Below are 15,054 nucleotides of genomic sequence, written 5' to 3' on the forward strand. Positions count from 1 at the left end.
GAAACCGCCGCGGATCATGTTGGAACATGAATCGCTTCCGGACCACAACGCAACCTCTTTTCCGGCTCCTCAATGAGACAGGCTATAACGTCACTTTGTAGCAAAAGTTTCCCCGGAAACGAGGAAACGCGGTGTTCGTGCGATGACGCACGCCGTCGCGTTGCTCGACATACGGACGCGCCCGCGCCACACTTCTGCCGCTAAGCCGGGCCAATGCAGCGCTTCGACCGGCTTGAACCAGCGGACAAACGCGCCACGTGACACAGATGAAGACCGGCCCCGGACCTGGCGCTACGACCCCCGGGTCGGGACCCTACGCCCCTTTGCCCCCCTTGCCGGGATTGACCGGCAGCGCTGACCTTGCCGGATTGGAGCCGATGGCCCCGCTCAAGCGCCGTTGGCCGTCGTATCTCGGCGCCGCGGTTACGGTGGTGATGATCGTCTGGCTCGGGCTCAAGCTGCGCGCGCTCGGGGTCGACAGCCTCCTGGCGGCGATGCCGACCAACCCGCTCTTCTACCTCTTCTTCGCGCTCCTCTATATCGCGCCGGTGACGGGCGACTTCATCATCTTCCGGCGGCTGTGGGGGATCCCCGCGGCCGGCTTCGTCGCGCTGACCAAGAAGCGAATCGCCAACGACATCCTCAATTATTCGGGCGAGGCGTATTTCTACGCCTGGGCACGCCAACGCTCGTCGATGGTCGCCGCCCCGTTCGGCGCGGTGAAGGACGTCAGCATCCTGTCGGCGATCGCCGGCAACATGGTGACGCTCGCTATGATCGCCGTCGCCATGCCGCTCGGCATCGGTCTGCTCACCCCGCACGGTCTGCACAACGCGATCTGGTCGGTGGTCGCGGTGTTCGCGATGTCGCTGCCGTTCCTGATCTTTTCGAAGCGCGTCTTCTCGCTGCCGCGCGCGACCTTGTGGTGGATCTTCGGGGTCCATTGCCTGCGGTTGATCGCCGGCTGCGTCCTGATCGCTTTTACATGGCATTTCGGCCTGCCGACGGTCACGCTCGGTATGTGGCTGTTGCTGTCGGCGGCGCGGATGATCGTCGGACGCTTGCCGCTGGTGCCGAACAAAGACCTCCTTTTCGCCACCTTCGCCACCTTATTGATCGGGCAAGATGCCGAGCTGTCGGTGCTGATCGCAGTGACGGCGGCGCTGCCGCTACTCGTCCATGTCGTGCTGGTCGCGATCTTCGGGCTGGTCGGCCTGGTGAGGAAGAATTGAAGATGCGCAAGATTCTGGCTGGGGTGACGGCGCTGCTCGCAGTGATAGGACTCCCCGCTGCGGCGCAGGCTGCGCAAGTGCTCGGCAGCGATGCCTCGGCGTGCAGCACCGGGGGGCCCGCGATTCGCGTCAACGTCGAAGGGTTGAAGGACCGCACCGGGGAATTGAAGCTCGAACTCTATCCCGCGACCGAGGCCGATTTCCTCAAGGACGATCGCGACCTGATCAAGGAAGGGAAGTTCTTCCGCCGCGTCCGCCTGCCGACACCGCAGACCGGCCCGGTGAGCCTGTGCATCCGCGTGCCGACGCCTGGCCCCTATGCGCTGCTCTTCACGCACAATCGCGACGGCAAGAACAAGTTCAATTTCTGGAGCGACGGCGCGGGTTTTGCGAGCAACGTGAAGCTCGGTCGGACCCGCCCCAAGCTCGACATGGCGCGGATCGTCGTACCCGAGGGGGTTGTTACGACGACCATTCGTGCCCAATATCTGCGTGGGCTCGGTGGTTTCGGCCCGCTCGGGAGCTGATCCTGCGATGCGTATCGTCGACGTCAACGAATTCTACTCGCCGACCGGTGGCGGGGTGCGGACCTATATCGATCGCAAGATGGGGATCATGTCCGACCTCGGGCATGAGCTGATCGTGCTCGCGCCCGGTCGCGAAAACGCGATCGAGGAACGCCCGGGCGGCGGCAAGGTGATCTGGATCCAGACCGGCCATTTGCCGCTCGACCAGAATTACGGGCTGTTCTGGGACGCCGCGCCGATCCTGCGCTGGCTCGACGAACTGCAACCCGACGTCGTCGAGACGTCGTCGCCGTGGCGCTTGCCCTGGGTGATCGGCAAGTGGCAGCCCAAATATCCCGAGGGCGTCGTCAAGGCGTTCTTCATGCACAACGACAACATGGCGGCCTATGCGCTGCGCTGGTTCGAAGGGATGGCGCCGCAGGAGCGCCTCGAACAGGCGTTCGATTGGTACAGCCGCTACATGTCGCGCTTCCTCAAGCATTTCGATGCGGTCGTCACCAACGGCCCGGCGCTCGAAAAACGCCTCAAGGGGCGCGGCGTGCATATCGACGCATCGATGCCGCTCGGCATCGAGCGTGGCCATTTCTCGCCCGATCTGCGCGACGATCGGCTCCGCGCGGCGCTGCTCGCGCAGTGCGACTTGCCGCCGAGCGGGCATTTGCTGCTCGGACTTGGACGCCATCATCCCGAGAAACGCTGGCGCCTGGTGATCGACGCGGTCGAACGTGCCGGTTCCGAATTGCCGGTCGGGCTGATCCTGCTCGGCACTGGCGTCGAGAGCCGCCAGATCGAAGCGCGCATCGCGGGATCCCCGCACATCCGCATGTTCCGCCCGGTCTATGACCGCGAGCGGCTCGCCCGGATCGTCGCGAGCTGCGACGCGCTGATCCACGGGTCGGAGGCCGAGCCGTTCGGGCTCGTCGCGTCCGAGGCGATGGCGGGCGGGCTGCCGCTGATCGTCCCCGATACCGGCGGCTGCGCCGAGGTCGCTGACCGTCACGCGTCTGAATTCTACACTGCGCGCGATGCGCAAAGCGCGGCGATGGCGATCCATCGGCTGTTCGCGCGCGACCAGCGCGTGCTGCGCCGCGCGGTGCTGGTGGCCGCGACCAAGGTCCGCAGCGACCGCGACCATGCGATCGACCTGATGGCCTATTATCAGGGCTTGGTCGACGACAAGCGGGCGCTACCGCTTCAGCGCAGCGCGTAGACCGCAACTCTGCCGCGACCGAGCGGCAGATCGGCACGCTGGCGATAGCGCGCAGCGACATAGCGCTCGAACAGCGCGCGCAAATCGGCGCGTTCGCCGCTATAGACGGGCCCGAGCACGACGATTGCGGGCCGCTGCGCCATGATCCGTTCGAGCTCCCCCTGCTGATCGACGCCGATCGCGCCGCGTTCCTTCGCCTGGCCGATATGGCGCGGGAAACGGTAGCGCGTCACCGTGCACCGATCCGCCAGCGGGTAGAGCATCGGCGAACCCGAAAAGACATAGAGACAACCCGGCCCGTGGCCGATCGCGCGCGTGACTGCGGCAAGGTCGGCGGGCGTCCCGCGCTCATGGCGCTTGACCAGCAGGACGATCTGCGACGCCAGCAGGACGACGATCAGCAGCGGCACTCGGACCTGCGTCGCGCGATAATGCTCCGCGAAAAAGCCTGCCGCGCAGACGCAGAACGGCACCAGCAACGGCAAGCCGTAATGGTCGAAATAGCCGCGAAACACCAATACGCCGAGCGCCGCGACGATCGCCCAGCCGACGAGCCAGCGGCGCAATGCGTGGGCGTCGTCGCGCGCCGGCAACCGCGCCGCGAGGATCGCCATCGCGCCTAGCGGCGACACGATCAGCAGCATGAGCGCAAGGTTGCCAAGCTCGCGCGGTATCGGATCGCTCCCGCGCACGCCGATCGATTCGAAATTGGCGTAGAGAAAGGCGTCGCCCAGCCCGTGCGCCCCGAACCACGCCCACACTGCCAGCGTCGGTACAGCGGCAAGCACCGCAAGCGGCGTGGCGAGCAGCACGACGCCCCACCACGATCGGCCGAGCCGCCACTCGCGCGCCATCCACCACAGCCCGAAGAACGCGCCTTCGAACACGACGGTATATTTGATCTGCAGCGCAAGCCCGACCAATGCGAGCGCGGCACAGCCCTGGGCGAGGCGGCGCGCCGGATAAGCAGCCTCGTCGGGCCGCGGCGCGAGCAAGCTCGCTGCGCCGACCATCAGCAGATTGTAAAATACCGGAGTCTGCCCGCCTTCACCCTCGAGCAGGTTGAGCCACAGCAGATACGCGATCGCCGCAGGAAGCGCGCCCTTCGCCCAGCCCGCGCGATCCGCCAGTCGCGCGATCAGCGTCGCGGTCGCGGTGACGCTCGCCAGCGCCATCGCCTGGTACGCCCAGATCCCGAGCGGCAGCCCGAGCGCGGCGGCGGGCACGTAGAGCAGGAACAGCCCGACCGGCTTGCGGTCCCACACATCGACATAGGGAATCGCGCCGTGCACGATCGCGTGCGCGGTGGCGTAATAGAATTCCTCGTCGACATGCAGGATCGGGTTGCCGAAGGTCAGCGCGCGGACGAGCAGCGCGACCCCGAACAGCAGCACCCAACGCGGAACGCGCGCGACGAACGATCGGAACGAGGAAGCGGCGATATCCGTCACGGCTGCGTCGCTAGGTCGACATTCGGGCGAAACGAGGGCGCAGGGGGGTTAGCGGACGTACAACCGGAAGCGCGCGCTCGCGATCGGCACCGCGCGATAGTGCCGCATCAGCGCCCACCGCTCGAGCCGCGCATCGAGCGTCGCGTCGCCGCTGCTCCAGCCGCCCTCGCCCCCGACCAGGATCGCTGCGGGCGGCGCCTGGTCGAGCCCGACTAGACGATTGGCCGACACGAGATGCATCGCGGCCTCGCGGGGCGCGGGAAGCAAGGCATGGCTGCGGAAATAGAACGGCCCGGTCGCGAAGCGACGATCGGGCAGCGCGTGCGTCGCGCCCAGAAATTGCGGCGAGAGCGTCGCGACCGGGCCGCGGACGCCCGCTTGGTCGAGCGCAAGCGCGATCGCACGCCCCTCACTCACGGCCGCGAGGAGCGAAGTTGGGCCGCGCGACTGTGCCGCTTCGATCAGGGTCGGGGCGAGCCCCGCGCCAACGCTCACCGCGACCATTACGCGCATCCAGCGCGCAGGTCGTGCGCGCTGCCATTCGAGCGCGAGCAAGACGAACAGCGGCGGCAGCGCGGGTAGCAGATATTGCCGCCAGGTCGGCAGCGGCAGCAATGCCGCCACCAGCCCCGCGCCCAGCAGAACCGTGAGCACATCCGGCCGCCACAGCCGCTTGCGAATGGCGACCAGCGCCAGCAGCGCCGGCCCCAGCGCGAGGAATTTGAGGCTGTCGATCGCCTTGCCCAGCAGCGAGAGCTTCCACGGCCGATCGGCGTAGAATTCAGCAGGCGCCACCGCGGGAAAGGTGATCGTCTCGAACACGAACGCCGCGGGCGCGAGCGCCCAGCACCACGCCACCAGCCCCGCCACGGGCATCGCCCCGAGCAGCACCGATACCGGGCGATGCCGCCGGTCGAACAACGCATAGCCACCGTAAGCCATCGCCGGGATTGCATAGGACAGCTTCGCCGCCGCCGCCGCCGCAAGCAGCACCCCGACCAGCATCGCTGACCCTCGCGTCCCACCGCCGCGCTCCGCCCGCCCGATCGGGATCAACGCGGCAGCGAGCAAGGCCGCCGGAAGCGCGTCGTTGCGCGCGGTCGAAAGGCTGAACAGCAGGATGTCGCAGGCGCCGAGCAGCCCGGCAGTCGCCAGCGCAGCACCTGCCCCCGCCCCCGCCTCGCGCGCCGCGCGCCAGACGCAGCCGAGGATGCACACGCCGAGCAACGCATTGGCGAGCCGCAACGCGAGCCACGCATGCCACCCCGCCGCCCACGCGATCGGCGCAAATACCAGCGGCTGCAACGGTGTCTGGAGATAGGCATAGTCGCGATACGGCAGTTCGCCTTGCGCGCTCAGCAACGCCGCGGCGACATATTGGCTTTCGTCATGGTCGATCGGGTGGAGCAAGGCGAGCGCTGCGAACACCACCAGCGCGGCCGCCAGCCAGCGCCACGGCAAACCCACCGATCGTGTCATCGCGCCCTCATGGACGCGGCTTACGCTGCACGATTGCCGCTGTCACGAACGCGCCATATCCCGGTGGCAGGGAATCGCAATCTTCTGGAGATCCGCGCATGACCATCCGTATCGACCGCCGCTCGTTCCTGCTGACCGGCTCGCTCGGGATCGGCGCGTTTGCCGTGCCGGGCTTCGCGCAGACGCCCTCGGTGACGAGCGGGCGCGGCTTCACGCATTCGGTCGCCAGCGGCGAGCCTGCCAGCGATTCGATGCTGCTGTGGACGCGCTACGTTCCCGCCGCCGGCGACACCGCCGAAGTCCGCGTCGAACTGTCCGAAACCCCCGATTTCGCGCGCGTCGCAGCCGGCGGATCGCAGATCACCGGCGTGTGGCGCGATTTCACCGCCAAGATCACCGTCGACGGATTGAAGCCCGCGACGCGCTATCACTTCCGCTTCGTCGCCCCCGACGGCAGCTTCTCGCCCGTCGGCACGACGCGCACGCTCCCCGTCGGCCCGGTCGATCGCTTCCGCACCGCGACCTTTTCGTGCTCGAACATGCCCTATGGCTATTTCAATGCCTATGCGCACGCCGCCGCGCGCGACGACATCGACCTCGCGATCCATCTCGGCGACTATTTCTACGAATATCGCACCGGCGACTATCCCGCGCTCAAGGATCAAGTCGCCGGCCGCGTGCCGCTGCCCGCGACCGAATTGCTCCACCTCGCCGACTATCGCATCCGCTACGCCAGCTATCGCAGCGACCCGGCGTTGCAGGCGCTCCACCAGAAACTGCCGATGATCGTGCAATGGGACGACCACGAATCGGCAAACGACAGCTGGGAGGGCGGCGCCGAAAACCACCAGGCCGACGAAGGCGACTGGAATGCCCGCCGCGCCGCCTCGATCCAGGCGTATCGCGAGTGGATGCCGGTCTCGGACGAGCCGTGGAAGGCATATGAGATCGGCACGCTCGCCACGCTGTTCCGCACCGAGACGCGCCTCCTCGCGCGCACCAAGCAGCCCGACGTGGCGCCGCTGTTCAAGGAAGCCGATCCGACCGCGGCGCTGAAGGCATTCCGCAACGGCGCGTGGATGGACCCGGCGGTGACGATGATGGGCAGCCAGCAGGAAAGCTGGCTCAGCCACGCGATGTCGCAATCGGTCCGCGCCGGGCAACGCTGGCAAGTCGTCGGCTTCGGCACGATCATGGGCGAAACGATGATGCCGCAGGACGCGCTGAGCTGGGTCGCCCCCGATGCGCCGGCGCGCGCGAAAAACTATATCCTCGCCGGTGTCGCCGCCGCCAAGGCGGGCCTGCCGTTCAACTACGACAATTGGGGCGGCTATCCCGCCGCGCGCGCGCGCTTCCTCAAGGGCGCGCAGGCGCTCGGCGCGAACCTCATCGTGCTGTCGGGCGACAGCCACAATGCCTGGGCGTACGATCTCGGCCAGGACGGCAAGCCCGCCGGCGTCGAATTCGCCGGCCACGCGGTCAGCTCGCCCGGCTACGAGGCCGCTTCGCGCACCGATCCCAAAGTGATCGCAGCGACGCTCGTCCGCGCCAATCCCGAGCTCAAATGGTGCGACACGTCGCGCCGCGGCTATATGGCGATGACGCTGACGCCGACCAAGGCGAGCAACGACTGGATCATGCTCGAGACGATCAAGGCCGCGAACACCAGCGCGAGCATCGGCCACACCGCGACGATCGAGCGCGGCCGCAACACGATGGCATAACACGCGCCCGGGGTGGATGCGTATTGCCGACCCGGCCCTGCTGCGGCACACCCCGCGGCAGGGCAATGGGGAGCCGGCATTTTGCGCGTGACGATCAAGGACGTGTCGCGAGTTTCGGGCGTATCGATCAAGACCGTCTCGCGCGTCCTCAACAAGGAGCGTTATGTCGGCGTCGAGACGCGCGCAAAGGTCGAGGCCGCGGTCGCCGAACTCAATTTTCGCCCGAGCATTGCGGCACGCTCGCTCGCTGGCAAGCGCAGTTTCCAGATCGCTTTGATCTGCGACAATCCCAGCCCCTATTATGTCTATGAGATGCAGTCGGGGATCCGCGATCGCTGCGCGCAGGACGGCGTGCGGATGATCGCGCAACCGTATGACCGCAACGCTGCGACGCTGCTCGACGATATCGAGAATCTGGTCGATGCGACGCACGTCGACGGCCTGATCCTGACCCCGCCGGTGTCGGATCACCCGCAAGTGCTCGACCTGCTCGAGCGGCGCGGCGTGCGCTTCGTTCGCGTCTCGCCGGGGAGTGCGGTCGATCTGGCGAGCTCGACCTTCATCGACAATGAGCGCGCGGCGCGCGTGATGACGGCGCATCTCCTCGAGCTCGGCCATCGCCGGATCGGCTTCATCGCGGGGCATCCGAGCTATGCGACGAGCGGGCAACGGATGCGCGGCTATGCGCGTGCGCTCGGGCAGGAAGGACTTTCGCTCGATCCGATCCTGGTGCGCGAGGGCAGCTACGACTTCGCCTCGGGCGCACGCGCAGCGGAGGCGTTGCTCGCGCTCGACGTGCCGCCGACCGCGATCTTCGCATCGAGCGACGATATGGCGGCAGGCGTACTCACGGTCGCGCATCGCCGGGGGCTGGCGGTGCCGGGGCAGCTTTCGGTCGCCGGGTTCGACGATGCCGCGCTCGCGGGCTTCGTCTGGCCGCCGCTCACCACGATCCGCCAGCCGACGCGCGAAATGGCGTATCAGGCCGCCGACCTGCTCCTCGCCCCCGCCGATGCGCCGATCGAGCGGCGCGAAGTGGCGCTCGAACTGATCGTGCGCGAATCGACCGGGCCGGTCGCGCAGGGCTGAGGGATCGCGCCGCATCTGCTCAAGGCGTGTGCTCTCATCCGTTCGGGCTGAGCTTGTCGAAGCCCCGCGCTCCACGCACGCCGCTCGCGAGCGGCGAAGGCCCTTCGACAGGCTCAGGGCGAACGGAGAGACGATGCAAAGCCGTTCTAAACCACGCTAACCGATCAGCAGCAGCGCCGCCGCGAGCGCCAGGCCGAACGCCACCAGCGTCGCGATCAGGATCACCAGCAGCGGCTTGGGCCCCGCCTCAAGCAGCTGCGCGAGCGGCGAGCGGATTGCGGTCGCGGTGACCGCCGTCGCGAGCATCGCCGCAGCGATCTTTTCAGCGCTGCCCGCAACGATCGGCGGGATCACGCCGAACGAATTGATCCCGGCGAGCACGAAGAAGCCGATCACGAACCACGGCACCCCCGGCCCCTTGGCGGCACCTTCGCCGCCGCCGCCCCAGCGCGCGAGCCCCATCGCCACCACCGCGAGCACCGGCGCGAGCAAAGCGACGCGCGTCAGCTTGACGATCGCTGCGATCCCGCCTGCGCCGTCCGAATAGGAATAGCCCGCGCCGAGCGCCTGCGCGACGTCGTGGATCGCCGCGCCGAGCAGGAAGCCGGCCTTGAGATCGCTCATGTGGAAAGCGTGCGCGACGAGCGGATAGAGCATCATCGCCGACGCACTCATCGCCGAGATGCCAACGAGCACCAGCGTCAGCTGCGCTTGCGTCGTGCGCTTCTCGCCGAGCGTCGTCGCCAGCGCCATCGCCGCGCTCGCGCCACAGATCGCGACCGACCCGCCGGCAAGGATGCCGAACGCGGTATCGAAACCGAAGCGCCGCGCCGCGAGGATCCCCGCGCCCATCGTCAGCGCGACGATCAGCACGACGCACAGCAAGGCGACAGGACCTAGCGCGACGATCTGCCCGAAGGTGATCCGAACTCCGACGAGTACGATCCCCCAGCGCAACAGCGAGCGCGAGGCGAAGGCGAGGCCCGGCGTCAACCGCGCGTCGGCGCTCAGGAAATTGAGCGCGAGGCCGATCAGCAACGCCATCAGCGTCAGCGGCACGCCGTAATGATCCGACAGGAAGCCCGCGGCGAGCGTCCCCATCGCCACCACGACGAGCCCGGGGACATAGCCGCGCCAGTCATGCTTGGGCGCGGTTTCGATGTCGCCGTACAGATCGCCATAGAGATCGGCAGCCATCGGGAGCGGACGTTTCGGTTGCTTGGTCGCCATCTTGCTCCACCCTTGCGCCGCCGCGGGCTTGTCCCGCGGTCTCCCGTACACCACAGCGCAGCCTTGGGTCTTGCGACGCGGCGGTCCCCGGGACAAGCCCGTGCGCGGAAGGTCTAGCCCGAAGCGCGATTATCTGACAACGCTGTCTCAAGAAAAAGATGGGAGTGGAGCGGAATGGCAATCAGGGGCGGCGCAGCGCGCTGGATCATCGTCGCGATGGTGTTCGTCGCGGTAATGCTCAATTATGTCGATCGACAGATCCTCGCGTTGCTCAAGCCAACGCTCGAGGCGCAGTTCCAATGGTCCGATCAGGACTATGCGAATATGGGCACCGCCTTCCAGATCGCGACGGCGTTCGCGTTTCTCGGCACCGGCTGGTTCCTCGACCGCGTCGGCCTGCGGCTCGGCTTCGCGCTCGGCGTGCTGATCTGGAGCCTCGCGGGCATGGCGCATGCCTTTGCGACCTCTGTCCCCGCCTTCTTCGCCGCGCGCATCGTGCTGGGAATCGCCGAATCGGTGGGCACGCCTGCTGCGGTCAAATCGGCGGCGACCTATTTCAACCACAAGGACCGCCAGATCGCGCTCGGCATCGGCAACACCGCACCCAATATCGGCGCGATCATAACGCCGCTGTTCATCCCCGCGCTCGCGGTGGCGTTCGGCTGGCAGGCGGCGTTTCTGCTCGCGGGCGGGCTTGGCGTCGTGTGGGTGGTCGTGTGGTTCGGGGTCCGCATCAAGCCCGTCGCGCTCGACGCAGTCGCGCCGGCGCCAGTGCCGTGGCTGAGCGTTCTGCGCAGCCGCGAGACCGCCGCGATCGCGATCGCCAAGGTGCTGTCGGACCAAGTGTGGTTCTTCATGCTGCTGTGGCTGCCCGATCTGTTCCACCGGCTGTTCGGCCTTCCGCAGGGTACGCTCGGGCTGCCGGTGGCCTTGGTCTATGTGCTTGCGGCGTGCGGTGCGTTGACCGGCGGCTTCGTGCCGTCGCGGCTGATGGCGATGGGCTGGAGCGTCAACCGTGCGCGGAAAACCGCGATGCTGGGCTATGCCTTGCTCGTGCTGCCGGTGGTGTTCGTCCAGTCGGTGTCGAGCCCGTGGAGTGCAGCGCTGCTGCTTGGCCTCGTGCTGTTCGCGCATCAGGGCTTCTCGACCAACGTGTTCGGCGTGACGACCGACATCACCCCGGCGCGCTCGGTCGGCTCGCGGATCGGGATCGCGGCGTTCTGCGGCAATCTCTGCTCGATCGGGATGATCCAGTTCCAGGCCTATGCGCTGGCGCATGGCTGGGGCTACGCGCCGGCACTAGCGATCTGCGCCGGGTCGTATCTGGCGGCGCTGTTGGCGATCCACCTGCTGATCCCGGTGATCGTGCCGGTGGACGAGAGCGAGCGCGGCGACGGCTTGGTGGCCGCACACTAAATCCTCCCGCGCGAAGCGGGGGAGGAGGAGGATGCGCATTTAGCGAATGGTGGAGGGAGCGCCGCCGCATGCGCATCGCTTGCGGAAAGCCCCCTCCGTCAGCCGTCGGCTGCCGCCTCCCCCGCCGCGCGAGGGAGGATTTGACAGATCAGAACGTAACGCGTCCGGTCACCCCGTAATAGCGATCGGCGTCGCGCGGGATCTGGTAGCGATACGCACCGCCCGGCCCGCCATTGATGATCGACGCGGCGAAACTCTGGTCGAACAGGTTCCGCACCTGGAAGGTCAGCTTGTAATGTTCGTCCTTGCTGACGAGCCCGGCCGACAGATTGACCAGGCCGTACGCCCCGATCGTGCCGAGCCGCCGCTGGACTGCATCGGCCGAGAACAGCCCAAGCTCGCTGCTCTGGTACGATCCCTGCGCGCCCAGCAGAATATCGGCGAACCCGCTGGTGCGCACGCGATAGTCGGCGCTGAGATTGCCCTTCCACTTCGGTGCGAAGCCAAGCGGCGTGCCGTTGGGTACCGCGGCGGCGCCCGGTGCCGGCACGCGGAAATTGTCGACATGCGCGTCGGTATAGGCAAGCCCGCCGGTCAGGCTGAGATCGCGGACCGGGCGGAAGGTCGTGTCGAGCTCGACGCCGCGCGTCGAGACGTCACCCGCATTGGTGAAGCGCGTGACGACCACACCCGCGACGAGATCGGGATTGTTCGCCTGGAAATTATGATATTTGGCGTAATAGGCGGCCAGGTTGAGCGTAAGCTTGCCCCCGAAGAAGGTGTTCTTGAGCCCGATCTCGTACGAATCCGACGTCTCGGGCGCGATCACGTTGGTGCCCGTTGCGGTCAGGTTGAAGAAGACGTTGAATGCCGGCCCCTTATAGCCGCGGGCGTAGGTCGCATACGCGGTCGATCCGCGCGAAATATCGAACTGGACGCCGGCCTTGCCCGACAGATTCTCGTTGGTCGCCTTGCCGCGGAACGGCACGCCGTTCGAAACGCCGCCGCCGAGACCGTTATTGTACACGCCCGCGTCGAAATTGGTGTTGATGCCGGGGCCATTGAGCGCCGTGCGGCGGATGTGGAACACGTCGAGCTGGTCGACCGTATAGCGCAACCCACCGATCACTCGGAAGCGCGACGCGATGTTGATCGTCCCCTGGCCGAACAGCGCGAAATTCTTGAACACAGATCCGAAATCGGCCGTACCCGTCGGGAAGGTCGAGGGTGCGGCGAGCGGGCTCGAGCACGGCGTCAGCACGGTCGGCGCGGGCGTGGCCAGCGAATTGCAGACCTGATCGTTGCGCGTGAAGATCCGCTCGCTTTCGGCGCGCGAATAATAGGCACCGAGGACATAGGTCAGGAACTGGTGCCCGGGCGAGGTCAGCCGCAATTCCTGGCTGAAGGTGTTGCCCGTCTGCGGACCGAAATCGTGCAGCTGGTTGAAGCCGATATAGGCGGCGGGCAGGAAATCGCCGTCGCGGATCTCGGTATTCTTGTAGTTGCGATAGGCGGTGATCGAGGTGACGGTCTGCGTCCCCGCCTCGATATCGGCCTGGAGCGAGAAGCCGTAGCCAGTCTCGGTCGTGCGCGTGACGAGGTTTTGCGCGAGCTCGCGCGTGTCGGCGCCACGCGGCGTCGGCAGTACCGCGGTCGAGGCGTTGGTGGTGACGAGGCCAGTCGCGCCGTTGATCGGCCCGGTGGCGATCACCTCGCCGCAGCAATCGTCATTGTTGTGGTGATAATCGGCAATGAAGGCGAGCTTCACGTTCGGCCCGGCATCGGCATCGAGCTGCAGCCGGCCGCCATAATGTTCGAAGCCGTTGACCAGCTTGCCATTGGCGGTGTTGCGGATGTTGCCGTCGTAATTGGTGTAGAAGCCCGTCAACCGCGAGCGCACGCTGTCACCGAGCGGCACGTTGAGCACCGCGCGACCGCGATATTCGCTGTCGGTGAAGAAGCCCGCCTCGGCATAGCCGCCGAGCGTGCTCGTCGGCTTTTTCGAGATGATATTGATCACGCCCGCCGACGCGTTCTTGCCGAACAGCGTGCCCTGCGGCCCGCGCAGCACTTCGAGCTGATCGATGTCGACGAGATCGCCGAACGCTTCGCCCGCGCGCGCGAACACGACGCCGTCGACGACGGTCGAGATCGACGGCTCGCCCGCGATCGAGAAGGTCGAGGTGCCGACGCCGCGCAGGAACAGCGACTGGTTGAGCGTCGTCCCCGATTTGAGGAAGTTGAGCGACGGCACGAGATATTGCGCGCCCTCGAGGCTGGTCTTGCCCTGCGTGGCGAGCGCGTCGCCCGACACGACCGTCACCGCGACCGGCACGTCCTGCAGACGCTCGGAGCGCTTCTGCGCGGTGACGATGATGTCACCGGGGGCGGCGTCTTCGGGGGCAGCCGGTTCGGCTTGCGGGGCGGGTTCGGGCGCAGTCTGCGCATAGGTCGGCGTGGCGGCGAGCAACGCGAGCGTGGCAGCGCCAGTCAGGTAAAGAGCTTTCATCATCATCCCCTTCGGTAAAATCCCATCTTGGCGATGGGTATTATCGTCTTGATCGTTCTGACAGCGTGATCAGGCTTGCCAGCAGTAAAGTTCCGCTTCGCGCTCAGACTCCGAGCTCGGCCATTTCGACGACGCGATGTTCGCGCGCGCTGATCTCGGCGGCGGTGCCGATCGCGACCGCCATCATACCATCATGCGCGGTGACGTCGACTGGGCCCGCCCCGCGCACCGCAGCGTTGAAGCGCTGATGCTCGTAGAAGGTCGATCCGTGATGGCTGCCCGCGTTGAGCGCGGTCTCGTCGGTATGGACGACGCGGCGCGTCGCCTGCTTGGGATTGCGGAAGCCGACGCGGGGGGAGTGGACCAGCGCGCCCTCGGGGATCAGCACGTCGAGCCGCGCATCGCTGCCGACCGCGGTGATCTCTTCCTGATTCTCCGCGCCATCGGCGAACATCGACAGGTCGAGCATCGCGCGAACGCCGTTCGCGAAATCGACCGTCGTATAGCTGTTGTCGATGATGTCGGGCCGCTCGCCGCCATAGGTTTCGTCGAGATGGTTCACGTCCATCGCGCCCGAGCAATAGACGCGCACGGCCTCGCTCTGCGTGATCAGCCGCATCAAGTCGAAGAAGTGGCAGCATTTCTCGACCATCGTCCCGCCAGTGTTGCGGTTGAAGCGGTTCCAGTCGGCGACCTTCACCAGGAACGGAAAGCGATGCTCGCGGATCGACAGCATCTGCAATTTGCCGATCTTGCCGCCATGGATATCGGCGATGAACTCGGCCGCGGGCGGCATGTAGCGATATTCCATCGCGGTCCAGAAGACCTTGTCGGTGGCGCCCGCGCGATCGATGATCCAGCGGCAATCGTCGAGCGTCGTCGCGAGCGGCTTCTCGCACAGGATGTGGAGCCCCGCATCGAACAGCGGCTCGAGCACCGCACGGTGCGTGAAATTGGGGCTGGCGACGATCACTGCATCGCACAGTCCGCTGCTGGCGAGCGCCTCGACCGAATCGAACGCGGTCGCCTGCGCGGCCTTGTCGCCGAGCGCGTCCTTGGCCCAACCGAGCGACCCCGCTGCGGGATCGGCAAGCGCGGTCACCACCGCACCCGGCGTGATGGCAAGGTTGGTGATGTGCTCGACGCCCATCATTCCAGTGCCGACCAGGCCATATCGCACTTGCTCT

The 15,054-nt window shown here is 66.8% G+C and carries 11 protein-coding genes; 6 read left to right on the forward strand and 5 right to left on the reverse strand.

Translation table 11 applies throughout. The features are described from left to right. Positions 1-377: 377 nt before the first annotated feature. Genes QN347_RS09240 through QN347_RS09250 form a run of 3 tightly spaced genes read left to right on the forward strand, consistent with a single transcriptional unit; the run spans position 378 to position 2,969 of the window. Entirely contained in the window at positions 378-1,232 is an 855-nt protein-coding gene (locus QN347_RS09240; RefSeq protein ID WP_240698962.1) for a hypothetical protein, read from the forward strand. Between the two features lie 2 nt (positions 1,233-1,234). Further along, a complete protein-coding gene (locus QN347_RS09245) occupies positions 1,235-1,759 on the forward strand; it encodes a DUF2141 domain-containing protein (RefSeq protein WP_322161925.1) in 525 nt (174 codons plus the stop codon). A gap of 7 nt (positions 1,760-1,766) precedes the next feature. After that, positions 1,767-2,969 carry a glycosyltransferase gene (locus QN347_RS09250; RefSeq protein ID WP_133191479.1) on the forward strand — a complete coding sequence of 401 codons (1,203 nt, stop codon included), beginning with the start codon at positions 1,767-1,769 and terminating at the stop codon, positions 2,967-2,969. Here the strand turns inward: QN347_RS09250 and QN347_RS09255 are convergent. Both QN347_RS09255 and QN347_RS09260 read right to left on the reverse strand, forming a co-directional pair. Next, a complete protein-coding gene (locus QN347_RS09255; protein WP_322161923.1) occupies positions 2,954-4,420 on the reverse strand; it encodes a hypothetical protein in 1,467 nt (488 codons plus the stop codon). The genes QN347_RS09250 and QN347_RS09255 overlap by 16 nt on opposite strands. Before the next feature lie 48 nt (positions 4,421-4,468). Then, complete coding sequence (locus QN347_RS09260) at positions 4,469-5,899, reverse strand: DUF2029 domain-containing protein (RefSeq protein ID WP_322161921.1); 1,431 nt, start codon at positions 5,897-5,899, stop codon at positions 4,469-4,471. 98 nt (positions 5,900-5,997) lie between these two features. Here QN347_RS09260 and QN347_RS09265 point away from each other — a divergent pair, with 98 nt between their 5' ends. Together QN347_RS09265 and QN347_RS09270 are read left to right on the forward strand one after the other, a co-directional pair. Further along, on the forward strand, positions 5,998-7,623 hold the full coding sequence (locus tag QN347_RS09265) for an alkaline phosphatase D family protein (protein ID WP_322161920.1): 1,626 nt from the start codon (positions 5,998-6,000) through the stop codon (positions 7,621-7,623). An 81-nt stretch (positions 7,624-7,704) separates the two neighbouring features. Next, entirely contained in the window at positions 7,705-8,712 is a 1,008-nt protein-coding gene (locus QN347_RS09270; protein WP_416194480.1) for a LacI family DNA-binding transcriptional regulator, read from the forward strand. Between the two features lie 156 nt (positions 8,713-8,868). On the opposite strand, the gene QN347_RS09275 is transcribed toward QN347_RS09270, so the two are convergent. After that, entirely contained in the window at positions 8,869-9,909 is a 1,041-nt protein-coding gene (locus tag QN347_RS09275) for a YeiH family protein (RefSeq protein ID WP_322164162.1), read from the reverse strand. Positions 9,910-10,116: 207 nt separating this feature from the next. On the opposite strand from QN347_RS09275, the gene QN347_RS09280 reads away from it, so the two are divergent. Beyond that, positions 10,117-11,358 carry an MFS transporter gene (locus QN347_RS09280; protein ID WP_322161919.1) on the forward strand — a complete coding sequence of 414 codons (1,242 nt, stop codon included), beginning with the start codon at positions 10,117-10,119 and terminating at the stop codon, positions 11,356-11,358. Positions 11,359-11,506: 148 nt separating this feature from the next. Here the strand turns inward: QN347_RS09280 and QN347_RS09285 are convergent, their stop codons facing one another. Both QN347_RS09285 and QN347_RS09290 read right to left on the reverse strand, forming a co-directional pair. Next, on the reverse strand, positions 11,507-13,867 hold the full coding sequence (locus QN347_RS09285) for a TonB-dependent receptor (protein WP_322161918.1): 2,361 nt from the start codon (positions 13,865-13,867) through the stop codon (positions 11,507-11,509). Between the two features lie 103 nt (positions 13,868-13,970). After that, positions 13,971-15,047, reverse strand: a complete 1,077-nt coding sequence (locus tag QN347_RS09290) for a Gfo/Idh/MocA family oxidoreductase (protein WP_322164161.1) — start codon at positions 15,045-15,047, stop codon at positions 13,971-13,973. Positions 15,048-15,054 lie beyond the last annotated feature (7 nt).

The organism is Sphingomonas sp. 10B4 (assembly GCF_035019905.1).
GTDB lineage: Bacteria > Pseudomonadota > Alphaproteobacteria > Sphingomonadales > Sphingomonadaceae > Sphingomonas > Sphingomonas glacialis.

What these genes read in the sequence shown, in the direction of transcription:
- QN347_RS09240 (WP_240698962.1), top strand. Translation starts at nt 378, where the DNA reads ATGGCCCCGCTCAAGCGCCGTTGGCCGTCGTATCTCGGCGCCGCGGTT.
- QN347_RS09245 (WP_322161925.1), top strand. Translation starts at nt 1,235, where the DNA reads ATGCGCAAGATTCTGGCTGGGGTGACGGCGCTGCTCGCAGTGATAGGA.
- QN347_RS09250 (WP_133191479.1), top strand. Translation starts at nt 1,767, where the DNA reads ATGCGTATCGTCGACGTCAACGAATTCTACTCGCCGACCGGTGGCGGG.
- QN347_RS09260 (WP_322161921.1), bottom strand. Translation starts at nt 5,899, where the DNA reads ATGACACGATCGGTGGGTTTGCCGTGGCGCTGGCTGGCGGCCGCGCTG.
- QN347_RS09265 (WP_322161920.1), top strand. Translation starts at nt 5,998, where the DNA reads ATGACCATCCGTATCGACCGCCGCTCGTTCCTGCTGACCGGCTCGCTC.
- QN347_RS09275 (WP_322164162.1), bottom strand. Translation starts at nt 9,909, where the DNA reads ATGGCTGCCGATCTCTATGGCGATCTGTACGGCGACATCGAAACCGCG.
- QN347_RS09280 (WP_322161919.1), top strand. Translation starts at nt 10,117, where the DNA reads ATGGCAATCAGGGGCGGCGCAGCGCGCTGGATCATCGTCGCGATGGTG.
- QN347_RS09285 (WP_322161918.1), bottom strand. Translation starts at nt 13,867, where the DNA reads ATGAAAGCTCTTTACCTGACTGGCGCTGCCACGCTCGCGTTGCTCGCC.